The 23,989-nt window shown below is 63.7% G+C and carries 20 protein-coding genes; 4 read left to right on the forward strand and 16 right to left on the reverse strand.

Going from position 1 to position 23,989, the window contains the following annotated elements:
- Positions 1-55: 55 nt before the first annotated feature.
- Positions 56-913 carry a D-amino-acid transaminase gene (locus RX331_RS05750; RefSeq protein WP_317255659.1) on the forward strand — a complete coding sequence of 286 codons (858 nt, stop codon included), beginning with the start codon at positions 56-58 and terminating at the stop codon, positions 911-913.
- A gap of 147 nt (positions 914-1,060) precedes the next feature.
- Here RX331_RS05750 and RX331_RS05755 read toward each other — a convergent pair whose 3' ends face one another.
- On the reverse strand, positions 1,061-1,522 hold the full coding sequence (locus tag RX331_RS05755) for a carboxymuconolactone decarboxylase family protein (RefSeq protein ID WP_317255660.1): 462 nt from the start codon (positions 1,520-1,522) through the stop codon (positions 1,061-1,063).
- Positions 1,523-1,735: 213 nt separating this feature from the next.
- On the opposite strand from RX331_RS05755, the gene RX331_RS05760 reads away from it, so the two are divergent.
- Positions 1,736-2,470: a helix-turn-helix transcriptional regulator gene (locus RX331_RS05760; RefSeq protein ID WP_317255661.1), complete on the forward strand. Its 735-nt coding sequence runs from the start codon at positions 1,736-1,738 to the stop codon at positions 2,468-2,470.
- Between the two features lie 5 nt (positions 2,471-2,475).
- Here RX331_RS05760 and iaaH read toward each other — a convergent pair whose 3' ends face one another.
- From iaaH to RX331_RS05780, 4 genes are all read right to left on the reverse strand, one after another.
- Complete coding sequence (gene iaaH / locus RX331_RS05765) at positions 2,476-3,903, reverse strand: indoleacetamide hydrolase (RefSeq protein WP_317258029.1); 1,428 nt, start codon at positions 3,901-3,903, stop codon at positions 2,476-2,478.
- A gap of 318 nt (positions 3,904-4,221) precedes the next feature.
- Complete coding sequence (locus RX331_RS05770) at positions 4,222-5,007, reverse strand: fumarylacetoacetate hydrolase family protein (protein ID WP_317255662.1); 786 nt, start codon at positions 5,005-5,007, stop codon at positions 4,222-4,224.
- Positions 5,008-5,018: 11 nt separating this feature from the next.
- Positions 5,019-6,386, reverse strand: coding sequence for an LLM class flavin-dependent oxidoreductase (locus tag RX331_RS05775; RefSeq protein WP_317255663.1), 1,368 nt, complete (start codon positions 6,384-6,386; stop codon positions 5,019-5,021).
- Positions 6,387-6,417: 31 nt separating this feature from the next.
- Entirely contained in the window at positions 6,418-7,470 is a 1,053-nt protein-coding gene (locus tag RX331_RS05780) for an Ldh family oxidoreductase (protein WP_317255664.1), read from the reverse strand.
- Between the two features lie 505 nt (positions 7,471-7,975).
- Between RX331_RS05780 and RX331_RS05785 the strand changes: the two genes are divergently transcribed.
- Positions 7,976-12,064: a GAF domain-containing protein gene (locus RX331_RS05785; RefSeq protein WP_317255665.1), complete on the forward strand. Its 4,089-nt coding sequence runs from the start codon at positions 7,976-7,978 to the stop codon at positions 12,062-12,064.
- Here the strand turns inward: RX331_RS05785 and RX331_RS05790 are convergent.
- The 4 genes from RX331_RS05790 to RX331_RS05805 form a co-directional block, all read right to left on the reverse strand.
- Entirely contained in the window at positions 12,038-12,382 is a 345-nt protein-coding gene (locus tag RX331_RS05790; protein ID WP_317255666.1) for a hypothetical protein, read from the reverse strand. The genes RX331_RS05785 and RX331_RS05790 overlap by 27 nt on opposite strands.
- Before the next feature lie 60 nt (positions 12,383-12,442).
- The gene (locus tag RX331_RS05795; protein ID WP_317255667.1) at positions 12,443-12,682 is read right to left on the reverse strand and encodes a DUF2171 domain-containing protein; all 240 of its coding nucleotides are present in this window, start codon (positions 12,680-12,682) and stop codon (positions 12,443-12,445) included.
- Between the two features lie 67 nt (positions 12,683-12,749).
- Positions 12,750-13,715: an amidohydrolase family protein gene (locus RX331_RS05800; protein WP_317255668.1), complete on the reverse strand. Its 966-nt coding sequence runs from the start codon at positions 13,713-13,715 to the stop codon at positions 12,750-12,752.
- A 185-nt stretch (positions 13,716-13,900) separates the two neighbouring features.
- Positions 13,901-14,368 (reverse strand): cupin domain-containing protein, encoded by a 468-nt coding sequence (locus RX331_RS05805; RefSeq protein WP_317255669.1) that lies wholly within the window; start codon positions 14,366-14,368, stop codon positions 13,901-13,903.
- A 222-nt stretch (positions 14,369-14,590) separates the two neighbouring features.
- Here RX331_RS05805 and RX331_RS05810 point away from each other — a divergent pair, with 222 nt between their 5' ends.
- Positions 14,591-15,190, forward strand: coding sequence for a DUF1080 domain-containing protein (locus tag RX331_RS05810; protein WP_317255670.1), 600 nt, complete (start codon positions 14,591-14,593; stop codon positions 15,188-15,190).
- A 157-nt stretch (positions 15,191-15,347) separates the two neighbouring features.
- On the opposite strand, the gene galE is transcribed toward RX331_RS05810, so the two are convergent.
- From galE to RX331_RS05845, 7 genes are all read right to left on the reverse strand, one after another.
- Positions 15,348-16,352, reverse strand: a complete 1,005-nt coding sequence (galE, locus tag RX331_RS05815; protein ID WP_317255671.1) for a UDP-glucose 4-epimerase GalE — start codon at positions 16,350-16,352, stop codon at positions 15,348-15,350.
- Positions 16,349-17,191, reverse strand: coding sequence for a WecB/TagA/CpsF family glycosyltransferase (locus RX331_RS05820; RefSeq protein WP_317255672.1), 843 nt, complete (start codon positions 17,189-17,191; stop codon positions 16,349-16,351). Before RX331_RS05820 ends, galE begins: the two co-directional genes overlap by 4 nt.
- Positions 17,184-19,463 (reverse strand): GumC family protein, encoded by a 2,280-nt coding sequence (locus tag RX331_RS05825; protein WP_317255673.1) that lies wholly within the window; start codon positions 19,461-19,463, stop codon positions 17,184-17,186. The genes RX331_RS05820 and RX331_RS05825 overlap by 8 nt, the downstream gene beginning before the upstream one ends.
- Positions 19,464-19,619: 156 nt before the next feature.
- Positions 19,620-20,360, reverse strand: a complete 741-nt coding sequence (locus RX331_RS05830; protein WP_317255674.1) for a polysaccharide deacetylase family protein — start codon at positions 20,358-20,360, stop codon at positions 19,620-19,622.
- A 17-nt stretch (positions 20,361-20,377) separates the two neighbouring features.
- On the reverse strand, positions 20,378-21,175 hold the full coding sequence (locus tag RX331_RS05835) for a class I SAM-dependent methyltransferase (RefSeq protein WP_410708253.1): 798 nt from the start codon (positions 21,173-21,175) through the stop codon (positions 20,378-20,380).
- 40 nt (positions 21,176-21,215) lie between these two features.
- Positions 21,216-22,358 (reverse strand): hypothetical protein, encoded by a 1,143-nt coding sequence (locus RX331_RS05840; RefSeq protein WP_317255676.1) that lies wholly within the window; start codon positions 22,356-22,358, stop codon positions 21,216-21,218.
- Between the two features lie 68 nt (positions 22,359-22,426).
- Positions 22,427-23,935, reverse strand: coding sequence for an oligosaccharide flippase family protein (locus tag RX331_RS05845; protein ID WP_317255677.1), 1,509 nt, complete (start codon positions 23,933-23,935; stop codon positions 22,427-22,429).
- Positions 23,936-23,989 lie beyond the last annotated feature (54 nt).

The following is a 23,989-nucleotide window of genomic DNA, read 5'->3' on the forward strand; positions in this document are numbered from 1 at the left end:
ATGACGGCGCCCACAACGTCCGCCACGGCGGCATCGCTACTCAGGAGACTCTATCTTGGAACAGATCGCTTACGTCAACGGCTCGTTCGTCCCGCTCTCGGAGGCGAAGGTCTCGATCCTCGATCGCGGCTTCCTGTTTGCCGACGGCATCTACGAGGTCGCCGCCGTCCTCGACGGCAAGCTGATCGACAACGCCTCGCATCTGGCGCGGCTGGAGCGTTCGGTCGGCGAGATCGAGCTGGCGCTGCCGGAAACGACCGCGCGCATCCAGGAGATCCAGAAGGAGCTGATCGCCCGCAACAAGCTCGAAAATGGCATGGTCTATCTGGAAGTGACGCGCGGCGCCGATACCGGGCGCGACTTTGCTTTCCCAAAGGGCGTTAAGCCGACGCTGATCATGTTCACTTCCACCAAGGACATCATCAACGCGCCGTCGGCCAAGACCGGCATCAAGGTGATTACGGTGCCCGATCTGCGCTGGGCGAGGCGCGACATCAAGAGCGTAGCGCTGCTCGCGCAGGTGCTGGCCAAGCAGGCCGCAGCCGTCGCCGGCGCCGGCGAAGCCTGGATGATCGAGGACGGCAAGGTCACCGAGGGCGGCTCGTCCTCGTGCTTCATCCTCACCCAGGACGACGTGATCGTGACGCGACAGAACGGCAGCGCGATCCTGCCCGGCTGCACCCGCAAGGCGGTGGTTGCGCTGGCCGAAGAGCGCCAGCTCCGCGTCGAGGAGCGGGCGTTCACGATCGAGGAGGCGCTCGCCGCCAAGGAAGCCTTCGTCACCAGCGCCAGCGTGTTCGTCCAGGCGGTGGTGTCGATCGACGGCAAGCAGGTCGCCGACGGCAAGCCGGGCCCGATGACTCAGAGGCTGCGCGAGATCTACGTCGATTTCGCCAAGGCGACGGCGGTGTAAGGTATCCATTCGAGATACGTCATCGCCCGGCTTGTCCGGGGCGATCCAGTATTCCAGAGCAAGTTGTGCTTGAGCCGAGGAGCCGCGGCGTACTGGATGCCCCGCATGCGCGGGGCATGACAGTGGCGTGCGGGGTCAATAGATCGCTTACGCCACCGCGGCCTTGGCCTTCACCGGGTGAACTGCGCGGAACGAGATCGCGATCCTGTTCCAGGCGTTGATGGCGCCGATCAGCATGGTCAGGTTGACGGCTTCGGCCTCCGAGAAGTGGGCGCGCATGTTCTCATAGACGTCGTCGGGGGCATGCGTTTCCGCGATCAGCGTCACCGCGTCGGTCCATGCCAGCGCGGCGCGCTCGCGGTCGGTATAGAGCGGCGACTCGTGCCAGGCGCTCAATAGATACAGCCGCTGTTCGGTCTCGCCGAGCTTGCGGGCGTCCTGGGTGTGCATGTTGATGCAATAGGCGCAGCCGTTGATCTGCGACGCTCGCGTCTTCACCAGCTCGATCAGCGATTTTTCGAGACCCGAGGCGACGATCTCGTTCTCCACCGCGACGAGCGCTTTGATGGTGTCGGGCGCGGCCTGGTAGTAATTCATCCGGGGCTTCATGCGGCTCTCCTCTCGACGTTTTCAAATGAGACGGTCCGCAGTGTAGCCTGCGCCGGACGATAGTCACCCTTCTGGATCCGCACTGCCGGATACAATAAAGTGATCCGAAAGGAGGAGAGCGTTGGCGCAAAGCGATCCAGGATGCCGGGATCAAGAGCGAATAAGGCGCTCGCGCCGGTTCCCCTGATCGCACTTCCCGGTTAGGATGGCGCCATGTATGTGAGCGCTTCCGAGAGCCGGGTGCTGGCGCGCATCTTCGGACTATTGTCCGAAGACCTCAGCGAGCGCGACGTGCGCGAGGCGGTCGGCAATCATTTGCTCGAATTGCTGGAAGCCGATTATTACGCTTCCTTCGTCTGGGAGGATGCGACCGGCCGTTTCGAGAGGGCCGTGTATCTGAACATGGACCCGGCCAATATCGCGGCCTATGATCGCTATTATCAGCACCGCGACCCGATCACCTTAAAACTTCAGGCCCGCCGTGAAGCTACGCTGGTGACGCAGGTCATGCCGCAGCGCGAGCTGATGCGGACTGAATTCTTCAACGATTTTCTCGCCCGTGACGGACTGCATTGGGGCGTCAATGCCTACAGTTTTGTCGGCAATCGCAATATCGGGGATGTCAGGATCTGGCGCGGCCGGCGACGCGAGAATTTCGACGGCCATACGCTGGAGCTGTTGCGCCTGATCGAGCCGGCATTTACGGGGGCGCTGGTGCGTGCGGCCGGGGGCGCCGCGGCCAGTGTGGCGGATGGCTCGCCCGTGCTGAAACTCTCGGTACGCGAGTTCGAGATCGCGCGGATGATTGCGGATGATCTCAGCGACAAGGAGATCGCGCACCGGCTGAGCGTCGAGGTCTCGACCGTTCGCACCCATATCGAGCGCATCTTCGTTAAGCTCGGCGTCCGCCGCCGTAGTGGTGTCGCCAGCCTGTTTGCGCGGCATTAGCCGGCTTAGCGCGACGGCGGCGGCAAGCGGCCAAACAGCTTCTCCATCGCCATGCCGACCGCCAGCAGCTTGCGATCGCTTCCCGCCGGACCATCGAGTTCGAGCCCGACCGGCAGCTTGCTCGAAGCGCCCAGCGCAATCGGAAGCTGGATGCCGGGCACACCGGCATTGCTGCCGGGATCGGTGTTCTGGATGAACAGCAGGAAATTGGCGAGGCTGGACGAGTCCGCGTTCGACGCGATCGCGACCTTCGGCACGGTCGGGAAGGCGATGGCGTCGAGCTTGTTCTTGGCAAAAGTGTCGCGATAGAGCGCCTGCAGCGCGGGGCGGGCGGTCTTCATCGCGGCGTCATAGGCGGGCTTGGCGTCCGAGACGGTGTTGTCCGGTCCGGGCAGCTTGCGCGGAATGACGAGGCCGTCATAGGTGCCCTTCACGTCGGGGCTTGCGATCTCCTTGGCGAGGTTCTCGATGCTGACGCCTGAGCCGCTGTTCTTGAGATAGGCGACCATGTCGTCATAGGCTTCATAGAGCGCCAGCGGAAATCCGACCTGTCCGTTGAGCTCGGCGAGCTTCGGCATTTCGATGTCGATGACCGTCACGCCGTTCGCCTTCAGCTTGTCCAACGCGGCCTTGAAGGCCGCTTCTGTATCGCCATCCAGATTGGCCAGCATGGTCTTGTCGACGCCGATGCGGACCATCTTCAGATCGGCAGACGCGATCGCGCCACCGCCGGCGATGATGCGGTCGAGCGCTGCGACGTCGGCCATGGTGGACGCCATCGGGCCGGCGGTGTCGCGGGTGTGGGAGATCGGCGCAATCCCGCCTTGCGGATAACGGCCGACAGTCGGACGCAGCGTGGCGCAGCCGTTCAGCGCGCAGGGCACCCGCACGGAGCCGCCGGTGTCGGTGCCGAGACCGGCAGTGACGATCCGCGCGCCGACCGCGGCGCCCGTTCCCGAAGACGAGCCGCCGGCGATTTTCGTCGCATCATAGGCATTGCGCACACCGGGTTCCGGGCCAGTCTTGAATCCGGCATTGAAGCCGGAGATGCCGAAGGCGAGCTCGTGCATGTTGGTCTTGCCGATGATGATGGCGCCAGCCGCGCGCAGTTTTGCAGCGACCGGCGCGTCCTTCTTCGGCACGAAATTCTTCAGCGCCGGCGTACCGGCCGTGGAGGGGAGATCGGCCACCTCGATATTGTCCTTGATCACAATAGGCACCCCGCCGAGCGGTTTGCATGAGCCCTTCTTGCGGCTGGCGTCGAATGCCTCGGCGGCCTTCATCGCGCCGGCCTCGTCGAGCGTGATGAAGGCGTTGAGGTCGCTCCTTGCCTTGGCGCGCGCCAGCGCAGCGGAGGTCAGCGCCTTGCTGGTGATCTTGCCGGCGCAGAGATCGGCGGCGGCTTGCGTAGCGGTGAGCTGGTCCAGGTCGATTGCAGGTTGGGCTGCCGCGGGAGATGCCGCGGCAAGGACAAGGCCGGTAAGGGCCGAGCCGAGCAGGATGGAGTTGCGAGCCATGATGGTCCTCCGTGCGAATTGGTACCCGTCCGGACGAATTTTACTTAGCCCCGATTCCGGCGCCTGTCCCTATTTTTGAGGACGTTCTTGGACTCTTGCCTCACAGGAGGGCGGAAGAGCGAAAGCCGGCTCTCTCCACGTCATCCACCTCGGCGCGGGGATAGATGGATTGCTTCGCTGCGCTCGCAATGACGGCGTGGACATAGTTTCACAATCCCTCAGGGAGCGGAGGCCTCAAACCTTCTCCCTCACGAACCTGTTCCGCAACGTGCCGATCCCCGTGATGTCGATCTCGACGACGTCGCCGTCCTTCAGATCGGGCGAAGCGCCGTCGGTGCCCATCCAGATCACATCGCCCGGCGACAGCGTGAAATATTTCGAGAGCTCGACCAGGAACGGCACGACGCCGAAGATCATGTCGTTGGTGTGGAAGCGGCCGGTCTCCTTGCCGTTGACGCGGATCACCGTTTCCATCTTGTCGAGATCGACCTCCGTCTCGATCCACGGCCCCATCGGCTTGAACGTATCGGCATTCTTCGAGCGCCACAGGCTGCGGTCGGCCTTCTGCCAGGTGCGCTCGCTGACATCGTTGCCAATGGTGTAGCCGAACACGCACTCCATCGCGTTGGCTTCGGTCAAATGCTTCGCCTTCTTGCCGATGACGACGACGAGTTCACCTTCATAGTGAATTTTCTCGGTCGCGCTCGCCGGGATCACGACGTTCTCTTCATGGGCGATCAGCGCGTTCTGCGCGCGATAGCCGATCTCCGGCCGGTCGGGCACGTTCGGCACCGTGCCGGCCCTATCGGCGGCTTCCTTGAGATGCTTGAGGTAGTTCAGCCCGACGCAATAGAAGGTGCGCGGTATCAACGGCAACTCGATCTTCACGTCGCCAAGGGCGTGCGACTGCGTCCCGCGCTGCCATTGCCCGAACGGGTCGCCGTCGACGGCGATCACCCGCTCGCCCTCGACGATGCCCCAGGACGTCTTGCCGGCGGCCGTGAATTTCAGCCAACGCATGGTTCTTCCTCTTATTCGGCGGCAGCCTGCGGCCCGGTTTTCCAGGCGCCGGCGGCGGGACGCCGCAGGCCGAGATTCTCGCGCAAGGTCTTGCCGGCATAATCCTTTTGAAACAGGCCGCGGCGCTGCAATTCCGGGACGACATGCTTGACGAAATCGGCATAGGAGCCGGGCACGATGGTGGCGGCGATGACAAAGCCGTCGCAGCCGCGCTCGACGAACATCTCCTCCAGCCGGTCCGCGATCTCCTTCGGGCCGCCGACGATGGCGTCATGCACCTGGCCGCGGCCGGAGAAATTGACGAAGTCGAGGGCTGAAGGATTGCTCTTGCCGGAGTTCTTCAGCACGCCATCCCGAATGCCGAGGATGCCCTGCATGCTCTTGAGCTCTTCCGTGGTCAGCGGCTCGTCGAGGGGTTTTGACGCAAAATCATAGTTCAAAGCCTCCGCGAGCAGTGACAGCGCATCGATCTGCAGCGGCAGCTGATTGATCACGGCCATCTTGTCCTCGGCCTCGGTCTTGGTGGCGCCGCAGACCGGCGTCGCCAGGTTGCAGAGGAACATCTGGTCGGGATCGCGGCCGGCCTTCGCTGCTTCATTGCGGACCGCGGCATAGCCTTCCTTGGCGGCGGCGAGGTTACGCGCGGCAGTGAAGACCACTTCGCCCCACCGTCCCGCAAAGCGCTGGCCGCGGCCGGAGGCGCCGGCCTGGATGATGACGGGATGGCCCTGCGCCGAGCGCGGCACGGTGAACGGACCACGCGACTTGAAGAATTTTCCGTTGTGATCGAGCCGCTTCACCTTGGAAGGATCGGCGAAGCGGCCGCTCTTCTTGTCCATGATCAGCGAGCCGTCTTCCCAGCTGTCCCAATGGCCGAGCACCACTTCCATGAACTCGTCGGCGCGGTCGTAACGGAAATCATGCTCGAGATGCGCATCCTTGCCCATGTTTTGCGCCTCGCCGTCATTGAGCGAGGTGACGACGTTCCAGCCCGCACGTCCCCCAGACATCAGGTCGAGGGTGGCAAAACGGCGCGCGACGTCGAACGGTTCGTAATAGGTGGTCGAGCAGGTCGATCCCAGCCCGAGCTTCTCGGTAACCATGCCCATCGTGGTCAGCACGATCAGGGGGTCCATCTTTACGCAGCGGATGCCGTATTCGACGGTGTGGGCATGGTCGTTGCCGTAGCGGTCTGGCATCGCCAGGCGGTCGTCGAAAAACGCCATGTGGAACTTGCCGGCCTCGAGGATTCGGGCGATCTCCTGGTAGTAGTCGGCCGACATCGAATCGTCGCGCGATTCCGGGTGCCGCCACGAGCTCGGCAGATTGGTGCAGTTCTGCGCCTGCAAAAAACCCACCAGCGCCATTTGCCGCGTCATGCCGTTCTCCTCGTGCTGGCGGGATTAAATTTCATTTCAGGTCGAGCTCGGCAGCCAGCTTGTAGCTGGTGGCCAGCGCCTTGAGCTTGTCCCAGGTCGCGTCTTCGATCTCGATGCCGTCGCGCCTGCGCTGCTGTTCACGTAGATCTTCGATCTCGCCGGGATAGAACACGCCGCGGGAGCCTTCGGATGGCGGAGTCGATTTCAGATAGCGCGCGAACTCGCCGACTTCCCTCTCGAAATCCTTTAGTGGGCGGAACGCGGCGACGTTGAACACCGCCATGAAGCATCCGTCATTGTGCCGGCCGGTCGGCTCGACGCCAAAGCCGAGCCCGGTGAGCAGGCCGCAGAGCACCTCGACCATCGCGGCAAGGCCGCTGCCCTTGTAGCCCTCGCTGCCGCCGAGCGGCAGCAGCGCGCCGCCCTTACGATACTGCGTTGGATCGGTGGTGTGCCGTCCCTCGGCATCGATGATCCAGCCCTGCGGAATCTGCTCGCCGCGCGCGACCGACAGCGCGATCTTGCCGGCCGCCACCGCCGAGGTCGCCATGTCAAGATAGAACGGCGCTTCGAGATCGGACGGCACGGCAATCGAGATCGGGTTGGTGCCGAGCCTCGCCTCGCGGCCGCCGAACGGCGCGACATGCTTTGGCGAACGCCCGGAATCGGCCGCCGCAATGCCGATCATGCCGGCCCGCATCGCCATCAACGGATAGGCGGCGAGCCGACCGACATGGCTCTGGCGGAACACGGTGCAGGCGGCGACATTGGCGGTCTTGGCCTTCTCGATCGTCAGCGCCATTGCCTTGGCGTTGACGTGAAAGCCGAAACCCCAATGGCCGTCGATCACGGTCGTAGTCGGCGATTCCTGCACGATGGTCCATTGCGCGCCGGGCACGATATGGCCGGCGTTGATGCGGTCGATATAGGTCGGGATCGCGATCACGCCGTGCGAGTCATGGCCGGCAAGATTGGCATTGACGCAGCCGAGCGCGACGGCGTGGGCCTCTTCCTCCGATGCGCCGGCGGCCTTGAGCAGGGCGACGCCAATTCGCGTGAGCCGGTCGGCCTGAACCATCGGCATGGAAATTTCCTCTCCCTGGAACGCCCGCGAACGGTGGGTCTTGCTTCTGCCGGGCATGCTCTCAAAGCCAAAGTGGCAGGGCAAGCGTGGAAATATCCTGTTAGCCATGCCGCCGGCAGAGAGGTGAGGGCCCCGTTCCCCGGACGCAGCGCAGCACGCAGTGATGCGCTGCCGAGCCGGGGTCCATTATCAGGATCGTGGCAAGATGGTCCCGGCCCTGCGGAGCAGCGCCATAGCGCGTCGAAGACGCGCGTGAACGCGCTTGTGGCGCTGCGCCGCGTCCGGGACACGGCGCCTTCATGCAGTGAAATTGGTGCGGCACCGGCGCCATGGCTGATAAATCGTAAAAAGGACCGTAGTTCTCCCGAGCAACCGCGTTCGCCGTTGGTCCGACGTTTACTCTGATTAGCAACTCCACAGCGCCAATAACGAGCATTTAGGCCCCCCACACGCATAAAATTCATGAGGGAGCAGCCCGGCGCTGCCGGCAGGGAGCTTGGGGAAGGTGAAGACCGATATCGCGCGCACACTCGCGGCGTTGAATGCGACCAACGAAGCGATTCTGTACGCCACATCACCTGAAGAGCTGTACGCGAAAGTCTGCGAGGCCGCGTTCTCGGTTGGCGACTTCCTTGCCGTGTCGATTTTCCTGCTCGAGCCGGAAACCAATTTCCTGCGTTTTGCCGCCGGCTGCGGCGATGATGTTCCGCGGCTGCGCAGCATCGACATTTCGATCCTGGCCGGCACGCCCGAAGGTTCCGGCGTTGCCGGGCAAGCCTTCCGCGACCGCCGCATATGCGTCAGCAACGATTTTCTAAACGAACCGCGCTCGCTGGCATGGCGCGAGGGCGCCAAGGCGAACCAGGTCGGCGCGGCAGCGGCGCTGCCGCTGCTCTGCAACAGCCAGTGCGTCGGCGTACTTCTGGTTTCGCGGCGCGAGGCGCACTCGATCGACGACCAGCTTGTCGCAATGCTGGAGCGCGTGTCGGCGAACGTTTCCTTTGCGCTCGATAATTTCGACCATGAGGCGGCACGCAAGAATGGCGAGCGCACCCTGCGTCGCCTCAACCGGATGTTCGGCGCCATCAGCGCCACCAACGAGGCCATCCTTCGCGCCAAGACCGAACAGGATCTGTACCGGCGCGTCTGCGATGCGGCCGTGCACAGCGGAAAGTCTGCGGCCACCGTGGTGCTGCTGGCAGAGCCGGACTCGATCTGGCTGAAGCCGGTTGCCGGTACCGGCGCCATCGTCGAGCAGATCATGCGGGCGCCGTTCTCGATCGATGCGGACAACCCTTATGGAAAGGGCGTCTGCGGCAGGGCTTTCCGTACCCAGCAGCCGGCGATCAACAACGATATCCTCAACTCGACGGTAGGCCAGCCCTGGCATCAGGCCGCCCGCGAGACCGGCGTCACCGCCTGCGTTGCCGTTCCCTTGATCAAGCACGACGAAAGCATCGGCGTGTTGCTGTTCTTCGTCGGCAAGCTGTGGGCGGAGGACGAAGAGATCGTCGCGCTGATGGCGCGGATCGGCGAGAACGTCTCGTTCGCCCTGGAAAACTTCGAACGCGCCAACGCAAAGGCGAAAGCCGACGCCCAGCAGGAGCGGTTGGCGCGCATGCTGGCGGCGCTCAGCGCCACCAATGAGGCGATCATCCGCGCGACGTCACGGAAGGAGCTGTTCGAGCTGGTGTGCGAAGCGGCTGCGAAAGGCGGCCGCTTCAATTCGACCAGCATCATGCTGGCGCGATCCGACAGCGAACATATGGAAATGGTGGCCGTGGCCGGGCCGACCGCGCATAACATGCGCCGGGTCAAGGTGTCGATCGATGCGGATCGCCCGGAAGGCCGTGGCCTTTGTGGCAACGCTTTCCGCTCCCGACAGGCCTGCATCGGCAACGATCTGCGCGGGGATCCGCGCGGATCGGCGTTTCATCAGTTCGTTCACAGCGACGGCGCGATGTCGGGCGCGGCGTTTCCGCTGCTGGTCTCCGGCGAAGCTGTCGGCGTGATGTTCTTCATCTCCTCCGAGAAGAACACCTTCACGTCCGAGTTCGCCGAACTGCTGCAGCGGCTCACCGACAACGTGTCGTTCGCGATTGGAACTTTCGATCGGGCTGACGAGAAGGCCAGGACCGAAAGCCAGAAAAAGCGCCTGACGCGGATGTTCGCCGCGCTCAGCAGAACCAACGAAGCCATCATGCGGGCCAAGTCCCGCACCGAGCTGTTCGACCTCGTGTGCGAAGCCGCGGCTGATGGCGGCAGGTTTACCTCGACTACCATCGCACTGAAGGATTCCGCCAGCGATCTCCTCCGGATCGTGGCCGCCTCGGGTCCGGCGGCGGAGACTACCCGGAACGTTAGGCTGTCGGTGGATGAAAACCGCCCCGAGGGACGGGGGCTGAGCGGAACGGCGTTCCGGACCCGGCGTCCGTGCATCACCAACGATTATGTCGCCGACCAGCGCGTTGCCGCCTTCCAGGTCGTGGTGGGCAGCTATGGCGCCCAGTCAGGCGCCGCGTTTCCGCTCCTGGTGCGCGACGAGCCGGTCGGCGTCATGATTTACATGTCCCTCGACAAGGACACCTTCACCCCTGAATTTGTCGAACTGCTGCAGCGATTGGCCGATAACGTTTCTTTCGCGCTGGAGAATTTCGATCGCGCTGATGACAAGGCGAGGACCGAAGTCCAGAAGGAGCGGGTGACGCGCATGCTGGCGGCGCTGAGCGCCACCAACGAAGCGATCATCCGCGCTACGTCGCGGCCCGAGCTGTTCGAACTGGTGTGCGAGGCGGCGGCGAAGGGCGGCAAATTCACCCTGACGTCCATCGCGCTGACAAAGCCCGACAGCGATCTTCTCGAGGTCGTGGGTGCCGCCGGTCCGACCGCTTCCAGCGCGTGGCTGGCAACGATATCGACCAGCGAGAGGCGTCCGGAGGGACGTGGGTTGTGCGGGCAGGCGATTCGTTCGCGCCAGCCCAGCATCATGAACGACTACCAGGTTGATCCGCGCGCGGCCGCATTTCACGACAGGGCGCGCCTTGACGGCACCAATTCCGGCGCTTCCTTCCCGCTGATGACGCACGGACAGGTGGTCGGCGTGATGTCGTTTATGGCGGTCGAAAAGGATACTTTCACCGCCGAATTCGCCGAGCTGTTGCAGCGGCTCGTCGACAACGTGTCGTTTGCGCTGGAGAATTTCGACCGCGCCGACGAGAAGACCAAGGCCGATGAGCGGATCGAGTACCTGGCCTCGCACGATAGCCTGACCGGTCTGCCGAATCGCGAAATGTTCAACGGCATGCTGCGCCGCGCGATCGATGCCGCCGGGCGCTATCAGCGGCAGTTTGCCCTGCTGTTCATCGATCTCGACAGGTTCAAGGTCATCAACGACTCGCTGGGCCACGATGCCGGCGACATGCTGCTGGTGGAGATCGCCGGCCGGCTGCGCCGCGCCTTGCGTTCGAGCGACGTCGTGGCGCGGCTCGGCGGTGACGAGTTCGTGGTCATTCTGGAAGAGACGGCCGAACGCCACGAGGTCGAGCGCATCGCCGGCGAGCTGCTTTCGGTGCTGAGCCAGCCGCTGCTGCTCAGCGGCCACGAGTGCCATACGACAGCTTCGATCGGGATCGCGATGTATCCGTCCGATGGCACTGATATGCAGACGCTGACCAAGAACGCCGACATGGCGATGTATCTTGCCAAGGAAGACGGCAAGAACGGTTTCCGCTTCTTCTCCAAGGAGATCAAGACGCAGTCGATCGAACGGCTGACGCTGGAGAGCGCGCTGCGCCGCGCGCTGGAGCGCAACCAGTTCTCGCTGCATTATCAGCCAAAGATCGACATGGAGAGCCGTCAGATCACCGGCGTCGAAGCGCTGCTGCGCTGGGATCACCCCGAGCTCGGGTCGGTATCGCCGGGGCAGTTCATTCCACTTGCCGAGGAGACCGGCCTGATCGTTCCGATCGGCCGCTGGGTGCTCAAGGAAGCCTGTGCGCAGAACATGGCCTGGCAGCGCCGCGGCCTGCGGCCGGTCACCGTCGCGGTGAACCTGTCGCCGCGGCAGTTTGCCGATCTGCATCTGCTGCACGACGTCGACGAAGCATTGCTGGCGAGCGGCATGTCGCCGGTGCTGCTGCAGCTCGAAGTCACCGAAAGCATGGTGATGCGCAATGTCTCGCGCGCGATCAAGATCCTCGATGCGATACAGAGCCGCGGCATTCGCCTTGCGATCGACGATTTCGGCACCGGCTATTCGTCGATGTCGCTGATGAAGCAATTCCCGATCGATACGATCAAGATCGACCGCTCCTTTGTTCGCGACCTGCCCGTCGATTCCGAAGACCAGGCGATTGCGCAGGCGATCATCAGCATGGGCAAGGCGCTCGGCATGACCGTCATCGCCGAAGGCGTCGAGACCGTGGAGCAAGAGACCTTCCTGCGCAACCACGCCTGCGATGAAATGCAGGGCTTCCTGTTCTCCAAGCCGTTGCCTGCAAGGCAGATGGCCGACCTGCTGCGGTCCGAGCCGCCGCTGGATTCGCCCCCATTGCAGCCCGAGGCCGGCTCAGGGCTGAAAGGCGCTGTCGTCTGACGGCTGCGGGTGCAGTTCGCGGACGGCCTTTACCTCCGAAACTTCGGCTTTGCGGGGAAAGTCATGCGAGCAGGGCAGGGAGGTCTGTCCTGTGAACGCCCCGAGAAAGATCGCCGCGCCGTCGGCATAGCTTGCCTGATCCGGCAAACCCAGCCTGGCGCACCATTCTACCGGCAGTGATTCCGCGGCATTGCGCAACGCCATGGCCGGTCCCCACCACCATGCCGGAGCAGGCGACCGTTCCGCTTCGGGAACGGCCCGCCAGCGGACATGTTCGTCGAGCATGCGTTCAAACTGCAGTCGCGCGGCCGGATGCATCCTGTCTCCTGAGGTCAGATGATAGCCACATCCGCGCGCGCTGCAATGCGCGTTGGCCGCTTATTGACGGCCGTGCTCCCAGTGCGAGGTGACGTCCGCGCCCGACTTGTTGAGATGGACGTGCTGGTCGACATGGTCGACCCACGATACCGGAATGAAGTGATGGTGCTGGCCGTCCGGTGAACTCTGCTTGGTCAGCTTGATCTTGTCGGTTCCTTCCATGTGGTCGACCTTGCCGACGGTCTTCTTGTCCGACGAGATGACGTCCATGTGCTCCTTGATCTGTTCGGTAACAGCCATGTTTTCCTATCCGTAAAATGGTTGGGGATATGAAAACGCCCGGCCATTGAAATGGTTGCGAGTCCCCTCAGCGGGCATTCGCGGGCAAGCCCAGCACTCGCGCGGCATTGCCGCCGGCCACTAGCGCCATATCCGCCGCGCTGACGCCTTTGACGCGTCCAAGAAAACCGACGGGATCGGGTTCCGCCATGTCGAACGGATAATCGGTGCCGAGCATGATGTGGTCGGCGCCCCAGATATCGATCAGGTGCTTCAGCTCGCGTTCGTCGAATACAACCGTATCGAAATAGAGCTTCTTCAGATATTCCGACGGCTTCTTCTTGATGGTGACGCGGCAGTCCTCGCGATGCGCGAAGGCATGGTCGAAGCGGCCCCAATATCCGGGGATGTAGCCGCCGCCATGGGCGATGCAGATCTTCAGTTCAGGGAAGCGCTCGAGATAGCCGTCGAAGACCAGGTGTCCGACGCACAGCGCGGAATCCAGGGGATGCCCGACTGTATTCGGAAAGTAATGGTCCTCCATGCGCCCGACGAGGCTGGTGCCAAACGGATGCAGGAAGATTATCACGCCGAGCTCTTCGACGCGGGCGAAGAACTTTTCCAGCCCGGCGCGTGTCAGGTCGACGCCTCTGACGTTGGTGCAGAGCTCAACGCCGCGGAAGCCGAGTTCGCCAACAGTGCGATCGAGTTCGGCGATGGCCATGCCGGCGTCCTGCAGCGGCACGGTACCCATGCCCATCAGGCGGTCTGGGTGTTTCGCCACCATCTCGGCGATGTGGTTGTTCACCATGTGGCAGCTGCCACGCGCGACTTCCGGCGGGGCCGCATAGACGAAGTGGCCGGGATAGGGCGAGATCACCTGCACGTCGATGCCGTCGCGGTCCATGTCGGCGAGGCGGGTATCGAGATCGGTCAGTTTCGGAAAGTCGATCTTGCCGCGCTGCGGCTGGATGCGCTTGGTGAGATCGTTGACATGCGCGTTGGCGTTTGGCGTGACGCCGCCGCCGGGAATGCTGGTCGCTTTCAGCACCATCGCATTCGCCTCGGGAACCATGCAATGGCAATGGATGTCGATGGTGCGCCAGCGTTTGGATCTTGACGTCTTGCCCCGAGGTCCCGACGCACTGCCGTGGTCGGTCGCGGGCCCGCAGGTCTTGCACTGAAACAGCATGGGAAGGCCGTGAGAAAGAAGATGGGACTGACTTGGAATCGCGGCGGCTACTTCTCTTCTGCCGCCGTAGAGGTCGCCGGGCCTTCGCCCATGATCAGCAGGATGGTGTCCTCATCCTTGGCGCCGTCCCAGTGCACCTGCTTGGCGAAATGGGTGACGAAGCTGCCCGCGGGCATCGGCGTCGTGTTGGCCGGATCGAATTTCGGCCCGGTGCCGACCCACCACGTGCCCTGCAGTACGACGATGTAGCGATCGTTCGGATGGAAGTGCGGGCGGCTGAAATGATTGCCCTTGGTCCATTTATTGTAGACCATGTAGAAGCCGGGCTTTGAGGGATCGCCGACCACGACGGCGTTTTGCGCGCCGGTAGCGTTGACGGGACCCCACGGAATCTGGTCAGGCAATTTGTAGGCGACCGCCGCGGGATTCAGTTCCGCTGCCGCGGCGATGCCCGTCATAGCCGTGAACGCCAACGCTGTCGTGAAGTGCCGCCAGGGCGTGCTTGTCGGCTTCATGCATTCCTCCCAATGGCTCGTCAGCTTGCGGCTCATCTCTTTGGTCCAGCCATGCTAGCTGCTTCCGTTCCCATGGGACAAGGCGTCCATGCGCATGCGTGACCGGCGTTGCGACACGCACGATGCGCATAACGCAACTGCAGCATCAAAAACGGATTTACGCCAGATACTGTGATGCTAGGTTTCCGCCCAACCAAAAGCAGCCATGGGAGGGCTACGTTCATGAAGCGACTGTCGATACTCGCGGCCGGCCTGTTGATGGGTGCCGCCGCCGTTCAATTTTCAAGCGTGGCATCGGGCCAGGGCGGCTGGGTGACGCTCGTCGACGGCACCAAGATGCTCGATTGGGCCGAGGTCGGCAAAGCCAATTGGGCCGTGAAGGACGGCGCGCTCGTCGCCGACAAGATCACCGAAGGCAAGGACCCGTCCTATCTCGTCAGCAAGGAGTCCTACAAGGATTTTGAGATGAAGGTCGAGTTCTGGGCCGACGACGACGCCAACAGCGGCATCTTCATTCGCTGCGATCAGGCCGCGAAGATCGACTCCAAGATCTGCTACGAGGTCAACATCTTCGACAAGCGGCCCGATCCGACCTACGGCACCGGCGCGATCGTCGACGTCGCCAAGGTCGATCCGATGCCGAAGGTCGGCGGCAAATGGAACACCTTCGAGATCACCGCCAAGGGGCCGCATCTCGTCGTCATGTTGAACGGCCAGAAGACCGTCGATGTCCAGGATTCAAAACACGCCGGCGGTCCATTTGCCCTGCAATACGGCGCCGGCGTGATCAAGTTCCGCAAGGTGCAGATCAAGTCGCTGTAAGGCGGCCGAGCTCTTTCCGCATCGTGGATGGCCGGGCTTGTCCCGGCCATCCATGTTCTTATGCGGGAGACAAAGGCGCGGATGCCCGGAACAAGCCCGGCATGACGAGTTTGTGGATGCGCCTTGCTCCTACGACAAGGCGGAATTGGTCGGCGGCTCAACCGGGTGCACCCGCCTTCAGCGGGTGCGCCTTCTTGTGCCAGGCCCAGGCGGTGCGGATGATCGTGGCCAGATCCGAATGCGTCGGGTGGAAGTTCAGCGTGTCGCGCGCGGCGGAGGGATCGGCGACCAGGTAGGTCGGATCGCCCGGTCGGCGCGGCCTGACCACATGCGGGACTTCGCGCCCGGTCTCGGACGCGATCGCCGCAAGGATTTCGCGCACCGAAAAGCCGTTGCCGGTGCCGAGATTGAACGCGCCGCCGCTATGGCCGTCCAGCAGCAGTTTCAGCGCCAGCACATGGGCCGCCGCGAGGTCGGTGACGTGGATGTAGTCGCGGATCGCGGTCCCGTCGGGCGTGTCATAATCGTCGCCGAACACCGCAAATTCGGGCACATGCCCCTGCAGCGCCATCATGGCGCGCGGAATGAGGTGCGTCTCCACCTCGCGCATCTCGCCGATGCCGCCGGCCGGATCGGCGCCCGCGGCGTTGAAGTAGCGCAGCGCAAACGAGCCGAAGCCGTAGGCCGAGCGATAATCCGCCAGCGCGCGCTCGACCATCCATTTCGAGGCGCCATAGGGGTTGATCGGCGCGCACGGATGACTTTCCGGCAACGCCTTGCTGTCGGCATTGCCGTAGACCGCGCCGCTTGAGGAAAACACCAGTCGGGCGCAGCCGGCCGCGCGCATGGTTTCCAGCAGCGCCAGCGTGCCCGCGAAGTTGTTGAGGTAATATTTCTGCGGGTCGGTGACGGATTCGCCGACCAGGCTCGAGGCCGCAAAGTGCATCACGGCGACGATGTCGTGTTCGGCAAAGGTCCGCGCCAGCGTGGCCTTGTCGGCGATATCGCCGACCACCAGCGTGCCGGTGGCGAAGCTGCGATGCCCGGTCGACAGATTGTCGTAGGTGATGGGCAGGTAACCGGCCGCTTCCAGCGCCCGGCAGCAATGCGAGCCGATATAGCCGGCGCCGCCGGTCACGAGAATTGCTGGACGGTTGCTCATTGATTGTGGTTCCTGCGGATATCCCCTGATCGACCGATATCCGCTGATCGGCTCCTGTTCAGCAACAGATAGAGGGCGCGGGGATTGGTAGTCAAATAGCGCCAGAACAGGCGGCGTGGCTCCAGCCAGATGCGCCAGGCCCATTCGAGGCCGGCATGCTGCATCCAGATCGGCGCGCGAGTGCGGCTGCCCGACAGGAAGTTGAACAGCCCGCCCGATGTCTTGATGACGCCGACATTGGAGAGCGCGGACGCGAACTCCTCGACAAACGCCTGCTCATAGGGAACGCCGAGCGCGACCCAGAGATAGTCCGGCGCCAGTGCATTGATTTCGGCGACCTTGGCGCGCAGCGCCTCGCCGCGCAGATAGCCGTGGCAACGGCCGACGATCTTGAGGCGTGGATATTGCCGGCGAACGCAAGCGGCCGCGGCGGCGTTTTCCGCTTCGTCCGCGCCGAGCATATAGAAGGTGAGCCCTGCCGCCTGCGCCTTGCAGGCAACGACGTGGAACAGGTCGGTGGTCGCGACGCGCTCGGGCAGCGGCGTCTTCGACTTGAATTTCGATACGGTCACCAGCGGCTGGCCATCGGCGTTGATCAGGTCGGCGGCGCGAAACAGCCGGCCGGTCATCGGCTCGGTCGAGCAGCGCGCCAGCACCTCGCCATTGGCCGACGTCAGATAGAGCGGACGATTGGCGCGGCGCTGCGGGAACACCGCATCGATCATGAAGTTCGCGGTCTGCTCCAGATCCAGCACGGCAAGCCGCAGCCCACCCAGCGTGATGCGGGGTATGCTGGCCGTGGCGGCCCTGCCGACAGGATTTATGCGGCGCTCACGCATATTGCCTGTCCTGCTGTGAGCCCGGGGCCGTCGGAGTGACTTCGCTGAGGACGACACCGACGATCTTGCGCTCATCGCCGCCGAGGGCGGAGATGATGCCTTCCATGTGTTCGTTGATGTCGAGCTCCGTCGGCAGGATGCCGACCAGCCCGTCCGCGATATCGAGCAGCTTGCGGTCGGCCGGTCCCCACGGCAGCGCTGGCCCGTCCAGGATCACGAGGTCGCAGCCGGTCTCGGAACGGGCCTGCACAACCGCCTTGCCGATGGCGTCGCCGGCCTTGGCGTCGCCCGTATTGAGGACCGGCAGGATCGAAATGCCGTTGGCGGTCGCAATCGCCCGTGGCGCCCTGGTGCCGATCCCAAGCCAGCCGAACCGGCTCGGCTCGCTCCTGGCGAGATGGCTCACCTTGCCCGATAGTGTGCGCTGCTTGAGGTCGGCATCGATCAGCAGCACCTTCACGCCGTCGCGGGCGGCGGCGAGTGCGATGTTCAGCGCGGCAATGCTGCGATCCTGGTCGGCATCCGCGCCGATCACCGCCATCACCGGCACGGTTTGCTCGCCGGCGCGTCTGGTCAGTGCCGCGCGCATCTCGCGGATGGCGCTCAGCACCGTCATCAGCGGAAAGCCCGCGCGCAGCGTCGGCCAGCCGAGCCGCGTGACGTCGGCGGTGCTGTCGGTTGCGAGGATGCCGCCGAGCGTGCGGATCACGTCGGTTTCCTGCAGCTCGATGATCATCGGCTTTTCGATCAGGCTGACGGCGGTTTGCGGCCGGGGGTCGCCGCCGCCCTTCGCCACCGCGAATTCTTTCAGAGCTGGCGTTTCTTCCGGCCGCGGAAGCGGGCCCGTGCCCGGTGCCAGGTGATTGGCGGCGATGATCCATCCCGCAGCAGCCAGCCCGCCCAGCACAAAGCCGATCATCGCCAGCAGGCTCATCGCCGGCGGGAAGGTGCGCCGCTGTGGCACCGTGGCTTCGCCGATGATGCGCGCGTTCGAGGTATTGAGGCTCTCCTGTTCCTCGGTCTCGCGCGAGCGCTTGAGGAACGACTGATAGACGTCACGGCTCGCATCCACATCGCGTTCGAGCTCGCGCAGGCGCACCGAGGCCTGGCTCATCTGCACGCTCTGGCGCTTCTGAGCTTCCAGCGCCTTGCTGAGCGAGGCCTCATAGTCGCGGGCGCGGATCAGGTCGTTCTTGGCGGCCTGCGCGAAGCGCCCGACCTCCTCATTGATGGTGCGGCGGAGGTCCTGCACCTGCTGTTCGGCCTGGCGCAGCGCCGGATGGCGCGGTCCGAGTTCGCTCTGCAGCTCCGCCTGTCGCTTGCGCGCTTCGGCATATTGGGCCCGCAGATTGGCGATGGTCTGCGACTGCAGCACTTCGGGGATCGCGCTCGGATCGGAGGCGGCCTTGCGGCTGGCCTCGATCTGGTCGTACTTGGCCTGTGCGTCGAGCGTCAGCGCGCGGGCGGCGGCGAGCCGCTGGTTGCTTGAGGAGAGCTGCTGGTCGCTGATCAGCGTGTCCTGGGTGCCGACGAAATTGTTCTGCGCCTTGTAGACCGCGAGGGTGTTCTCGGCGTTGCGCAGCCGCTCCTGCAGTTCCTTCAGCCGGCCGGACAGGTCGGTGGTGGCGCGCCGCGCCGCGGCCGCCTGCGACTGCTTGGATTCGGCGAGATAGGCCTTCGAGATCGCGTTGGCGAGCATCGCCGCCTTGGCCGGCTCATAGGACCAGACGTCGATATCGACGATGAAGGTTCGATCGGTCTTCTTGACGTTGATGTGGCGGTTGAGCGCTTCCAGCGCGCCCATCTGGATCTGCTTCTGCTGTTCGGCGCTCGGCCGCATCTCGATCCCGACCAGGCCGAGCAACGATCCTAGGAAACCCTTGCCGTCGCGGCCGCCAAACTCCGGATCCTTTTCCAGATTGGTGTCGCGGATCACCTGCAGCAGCACGTTGTTGGAGGTGATGACGCGCGCCTGGCTTTCCACCACCATGGCAAGGCCGGAAATATCCTGGGCGCGCGGCGTGAGCTCGCGATCGACGAGTTGCAGTTCGCGGGGGTCGACATAGAGCTGGGCGGAGGCGGTGTATTTCGGCGTCAGGCTCTTGCCGACCGCGACCGCCGCGCAGGCGGCAATCAGCGCAGCCGATGCGATCGCGGCCTTGCGCTGCCACAGCAGCTGGACCAGTTCGAGCACGCTGAAGCCGGCCGGCACGGCTGCCGCCGGCCTGCCTTCGGGCTTCGCCCGCTCTATCGGCTGGTCATAGATAAGCATCGGCCCCAGCTTCCATTCGAACTGCCATACGCAACGGCTGAGGGGTTACTCTTCGGGTCACGCCCTGTGCGCCAAAAAAAGGCGCTGAACAAACGCAACAGGGAAAATTAACCATACTCGACAAGGGACTATTCCCGGAATTGGCAAACAAAGCGTTTAAGCGCGGGCGCATCGCATCGCCTCCGCCATGGTCAAGACCGGGATGTTTCGGCACGACGCCGCTTCGAGCGCATGGCCGAGCAAAGCTGGCGAGCAGCCATAGGGGCTCGGCCGTTCCGCAACGTCGTGGCCATAGAAAATTAACCATCCGTTATTGGTTTGCGCCTCGTCGAAGGCGCGATCGATGCCGTCGCGGTCCATCTCGCGATCGATCAGCGGCATCGCACGCAGGAACTGCAGGTCGACGTCACCGGAATTGACGCCCTGCACGATGCTGCGGCAGGTCTGGAACGCCCTCCTGAGCTGATATTTTCGTGCGTAGGAGCCGTATCCGAATGGATAGGCAAAGCTCTCGATCCGGATCGAGGGATCGAGCGCGCGAAGATAGGCGCGGTTGTGCATGATTTCCCGCCGCATCGCGACCTCGTCGAGATCGCAGGCGCGCAGATGCGAGAACGTATGGCAGCCGATCTCGTGGCCCCTGCGATGAAGCGCGACCACGTCGTCGGCGTCGCCAGCCGTCCAGTCCGGCGCATCGGCGCCGACCAGGCTGCCGGAGACATAGAACGTCGCCCGCGCGCCATGAGCTTCCAGCATCGCGGCGCCTGATGTCACTGCGCTCTTCGGCAGATCGTCGAAGGTGAAGCTGACCATCGGCGTCGCGTTGCGCAAGCGAAACAGATCGACGCGCAGATGCATCGCTAGCCGGTGGCCGACCTTTGCTCGTGCTTCTGACAACAGCGCATTCATCGTCGTTACCGCTTCCGTAGGATCACGTGGTAGTCGCCGTGGCGCACGTCGGTTTTTCCGGGCAGGAAGAAGTTCATCACCCACGCACCGGCATCGACGAGATTCGCGAAGAACGGCATGCGAAGTCGCATCTCTGGATAGCGCGGGCTCTCATACTGCTTGCGATAGATCATCTGCAGCCCGTTGGCCTCGGCAAACGCCTCAAGGTTCGAAAGCGTGACCAGCGGATGGAATAGCGTCGGGAACGGCGCGTGGCCCGGCAGGCCGGCTTTCTTGTCGCCGCGGACATGCCGGTAGAACCAGACATGGAACCAGTGCGGCGAGTATTTGGTGACGACGCCGGATAGCGATTTCGGATTCGGCGCGCCGATCAGGATCAGGCCGTTTGGCTTCAGCGCCTCGCAGAAGCGCAACAGCGCGGCTTCCACGTCGGGCACGTGCTCGATTACATTGTAGCAGATCACCAGATCGAAGCTGTTCGGCTTGAAGCGATGGACCTGGATGTCGCCGAGAATGGCCTGATGCGCGTAATCGTTGTTGCGGATCTGGTCCTCGTCGATGTCGACCACGGTAACGTGGGCGCGATGCAACACCTTGATCGGCAGGAAGCTGGTCGAGCCACCGCCGGCCTCGTAGATCGCGAGCTCCCCGGAGGGGAGAATCGCTTCGAGAATGCCATGGACGGTGAGCAGGCTCTGCCGTGCTTCGCCATGAGCCAGCTCGAGCAGCGCCTGCGGATGTTGCGCGGCCTCCGGCACGGCGGCTGCGGTCTGCGTGCGGCCAAGCGTGATGGCATCTTCCATCGACGTCATCCATTCCGAGGTGGGGGTTACCCTGTTCATTCTAGTTTTCCCAATCGACGCGCTGGAAAGCGTCCAGCAATGCGCGGTCTTCCCTGTGAACCTGCGGATCGAGCGGCACGCGGTGGGTGCGCTGGTATTTCCAGTTGCTGCCGATCTCGCGAAAGTGCCGGAACGAGAACTGCCTGGTGCAGAAATACGATGCCCACCACGAGAAGATCGAATGGACGTGCCATTGCGCATGAACAGGGCATCGGCTCGGCACCACTGTCCATTTCGGCAGGCATTCGTTGGCGTCGCGCCGCAGCCCGAACTGCGAGATCTTGTAGTCCGGCGGCATCAGGATCGAGAAGTCGGCGTGCCGATGCGGGGCTTTGCGCATATCGTCGCGAACGCCATCATCGATACCGATGATCCAGCGGCCGCGATACCGCACCAGCCCGGTGCGCGATTGTTCGGCGGCTTCGAATACCGATTTCCCGGTCTTCGACAGCACGAGCTCGTCGATATCGGAGTTCATTGCGCTGCGGGCATGCTGCAGGAACCGCCACCGCGCGTGCTCCCAGGCGCCGAGCTGGCAGAAATCGGAATCCCAATGATCCCAGCTATTGGCTCCCTGCGGCCCGTATTTGAACGGCCACTCCATCACGACCGAACAGTCGATGCCCGGAACCGATCGGAGCGCCGCGCTCAAGGTGGCGGCATCATAGGCGCTGGAGCCGTTGTCATAGATCAGAACGGCATCCGCTCCGTGAATGTCGCGGTTGAACCGCACCCAGTCGAGGATCCACTCGATCGGGTTGTCCTTCGACATCGTGAAGATGACGCGACGATCCCGGAATATTTGCGAATAGTTTGGCGAAACCGGAAAGGTAAAGCTGCCGAGATCGCCGAGCGCCTGGATCGGGCCGGCATGCTCGGCAATGTCCAGCCACAATTGGGCATGGCGGTCGAGGTGCCGAGCCCGCGCCTTGCACGTTCCCGAGCCGCTGATGAAGGTCGTCGTCGCGATGTCGCGCGTGAGGTTGAAGAACGGCGGCGCGAACAGCGCAACCCGCGATTTGTCCACCTGCACCGCGTCGTAGAACAGCGTGTTGCTGTCGAAATCGCGGTCGAAATTCTCGCCGCGGAATTCGGGCGGGCGCGTCGGCTGGCGCCGCTTGTCGGTGAAATCAGACAGCGACACCGGGTTGGTTCGACAAATGACATGTCGATCGTCGACTGCGACGGCTGGATTTTTGCTCGCGAGCCGCATCATGGTTCTCTGACCGACATGCTGGGAAGCCCCGTGGAGGGAGCCGTGAGAGAGGCCGGAAGCGGGCTTTCGTGCTTCGAGGGGCCAGTCGGCCGGAAGTTGCGGCGCGCGCTCTCAGCGATCACGGCTTTCCGCAGACCTGCGATATCGAATGCGAAAGCGGCCGCGACGTAGACGAGGCAGCCGGTGGCGGCGAGGATGCCGAACGAGATGATGCCGATGGGCAGCAGTGGCTTCAGCAACGTCAGCACCAGCGCCATGATCGCGGTCGCCACGACGATGCGCACGGCCTGGAAGGCGTTGAAGGGCAGCGGGAACGCCTTGCGCGTCAGGTACCAGCCGAACGCGGCGCCGAAGCCCTCGACGATGACGAGGCTTGCCGCCGCGCCGACCAGGCCAAATCGCGCAAGCAGCAGCGGCATGACGAGCAAATTCGCGGTCAGCATCGCGATGCTCTGCGTCGTCATCATGAACGGCGTCTTGGCGAGATGAAAGCTGGCGTGGATGTAGGACTGCGAGAACGACTGGAACAGCCAGGCGAACGCCAGGATCGGCATGATCTGCGCGGCGGTCTCCCGGAACTCAGTACCCAGGATCACGCCGGCGATATAGCTGCTCGTCAGCGCCACGCCGGCGACGGCCGGCAGCACCGCGGCAAGCAGGATTTCCAGGCTGAATTCCAGATGCGGCCGCGCTTCGTCGGCGCCGCCATTGGCGTAGCTGCGCACCGCCAGCGGGATCGTCGCGGAGGCGATGCTGACCGCCGGAATCAGGATGATCTGCCGCACGAGGTCGGCAGAGGCGCCGTACTGGCCGGCGGCGTGGTCGCCCATGAAATGAAACACCAGCATGCGGTCGAGCGCGGCATGGATCGCAAACACGATGCCGGACAGCGTGATCGGAATGCCGAAGCCGGCAAACGTCCGCAGATCGGAAATCTTCGGCCCGGCCACCGGCGACCGCAGGATCGTGCTGGCAAACAGCGCCGTGGTGATGAAATAGGTGAGGGCGGCCATCGCGAGCTGGCACAGCCCGCCGCCGCCGAACAGCGCCGCGACCAGGCACAGCACGAACGCCAAGCAGGCGCGAATGATCGACGCCGACATGAAGGCGAGCGACTGCAGTCGCGCCTTCAGCAATTCCTGCCCGAGCTCGAACAGGCCTAGCCCCAGCGCGAAGAAAACCGCCGCGATATTGCGCTCGAACGAAACCGACGTGGTCAGCGTGGCCACAAGAAGCGCGACCGGCGCGGCGAGGGCGGAGATGAGATAGGCGAGGAAAATGGTTTTTCGGACATCGACCGTACCGCCTTCCGACTGGAACCGCAGCGCGGAGACGCGGACCCAGGTGAACAGCAGCGCCGAGACGATGCCCGCCGTGCTCAGGCCGACGACATAGACGCCATATTCGTCCGGCGAGAGCAGTCGCGTGAACACGACCGCGCTCAGCAGGCCGATGGCCGCCGATACAACGCTCGCAACCGAATAATGGACCGTCTGGCTCAGCATTAATGTTTCGGCCTTTGAAAACGCGGAACTGCGGTCCGGCAATGGGTTCAGGGT

It is taken from the genome of Bradyrhizobium sp. BWA-3-5 (assembly GCF_032917985.1).
Classification (GTDB): Bacteria; Pseudomonadota; Alphaproteobacteria; order Rhizobiales; family Xanthobacteraceae; genus Bradyrhizobium.

Coding starts and splice junctions, on each gene's coding strand:
- RX331_RS05755 (WP_317255660.1), bottom strand. CDS start 1,522: ATGAAGCCCCGGATGAATTACTACCAGGCCGCGCCCGACACCATCAAA.
- RX331_RS05845 (WP_317255677.1), bottom strand. CDS start 23,935: ATGCTGAGCCAGACGGTCCATTATTCGGTTGCGAGCGTTGTATCGGCG.
- RX331_RS05800 (WP_317255668.1), bottom strand. CDS start 13,715: ATGGTGCTGAAAGCGACCAGCATTCCCGGCGGCGGCGTCACGCCAAAC.
- RX331_RS05795 (WP_317255667.1), bottom strand. CDS start 12,682: ATGGCTGTTACCGAACAGATCAAGGAGCACATGGACGTCATCTCGTCG.
- RX331_RS05790 (WP_317255666.1), bottom strand. CDS start 12,382: ATGCATCCGGCCGCGCGACTGCAGTTTGAACGCATGCTCGACGAACAT.
- galE (WP_317255671.1), bottom strand. CDS start 16,352: ATGAGCAACCGTCCAGCAATTCTCGTGACCGGCGGCGCCGGCTATATC.
- RX331_RS05835 (WP_410708253.1), bottom strand. CDS start 21,175: ATGGAAGATGCCATCACGCTTGGCCGCACGCAGACCGCAGCCGCCGTG.
- RX331_RS05770 (WP_317255662.1), bottom strand. CDS start 5,007: ATGCGTTGGCTGAAATTCACGGCCGCCGGCAAGACGTCCTGGGGCATC.
- RX331_RS05775 (WP_317255663.1), bottom strand. CDS start 6,386: ATGACGCGGCAAATGGCGCTGGTGGGTTTTTTGCAGGCGCAGAACTGC.
- RX331_RS05820 (WP_317255672.1), bottom strand. CDS start 17,191: ATGCGTGAGCGCCGCATAAATCCTGTCGGCAGGGCCGCCACGGCCAGC.
- RX331_RS05760 (WP_317255661.1), top strand. CDS start 1,736: ATGTATGTGAGCGCTTCCGAGAGCCGGGTGCTGGCGCGCATCTTCGGA.
- RX331_RS05780 (WP_317255664.1), bottom strand. CDS start 7,470: ATGCCGATGGTTCAGGCCGACCGGCTCACGCGAATTGGCGTCGCCCTG.
- RX331_RS05810 (WP_317255670.1), top strand. CDS start 14,591: ATGAAGCGACTGTCGATACTCGCGGCCGGCCTGTTGATGGGTGCCGCC.
- RX331_RS05825 (WP_317255673.1), bottom strand. CDS start 19,463: ATGCTTATCTATGACCAGCCGATAGAGCGGGCGAAGCCCGAAGGCAGG.
- RX331_RS05805 (WP_317255669.1), bottom strand. CDS start 14,368: ATGAAGCCGACAAGCACGCCCTGGCGGCACTTCACGACAGCGTTGGCG.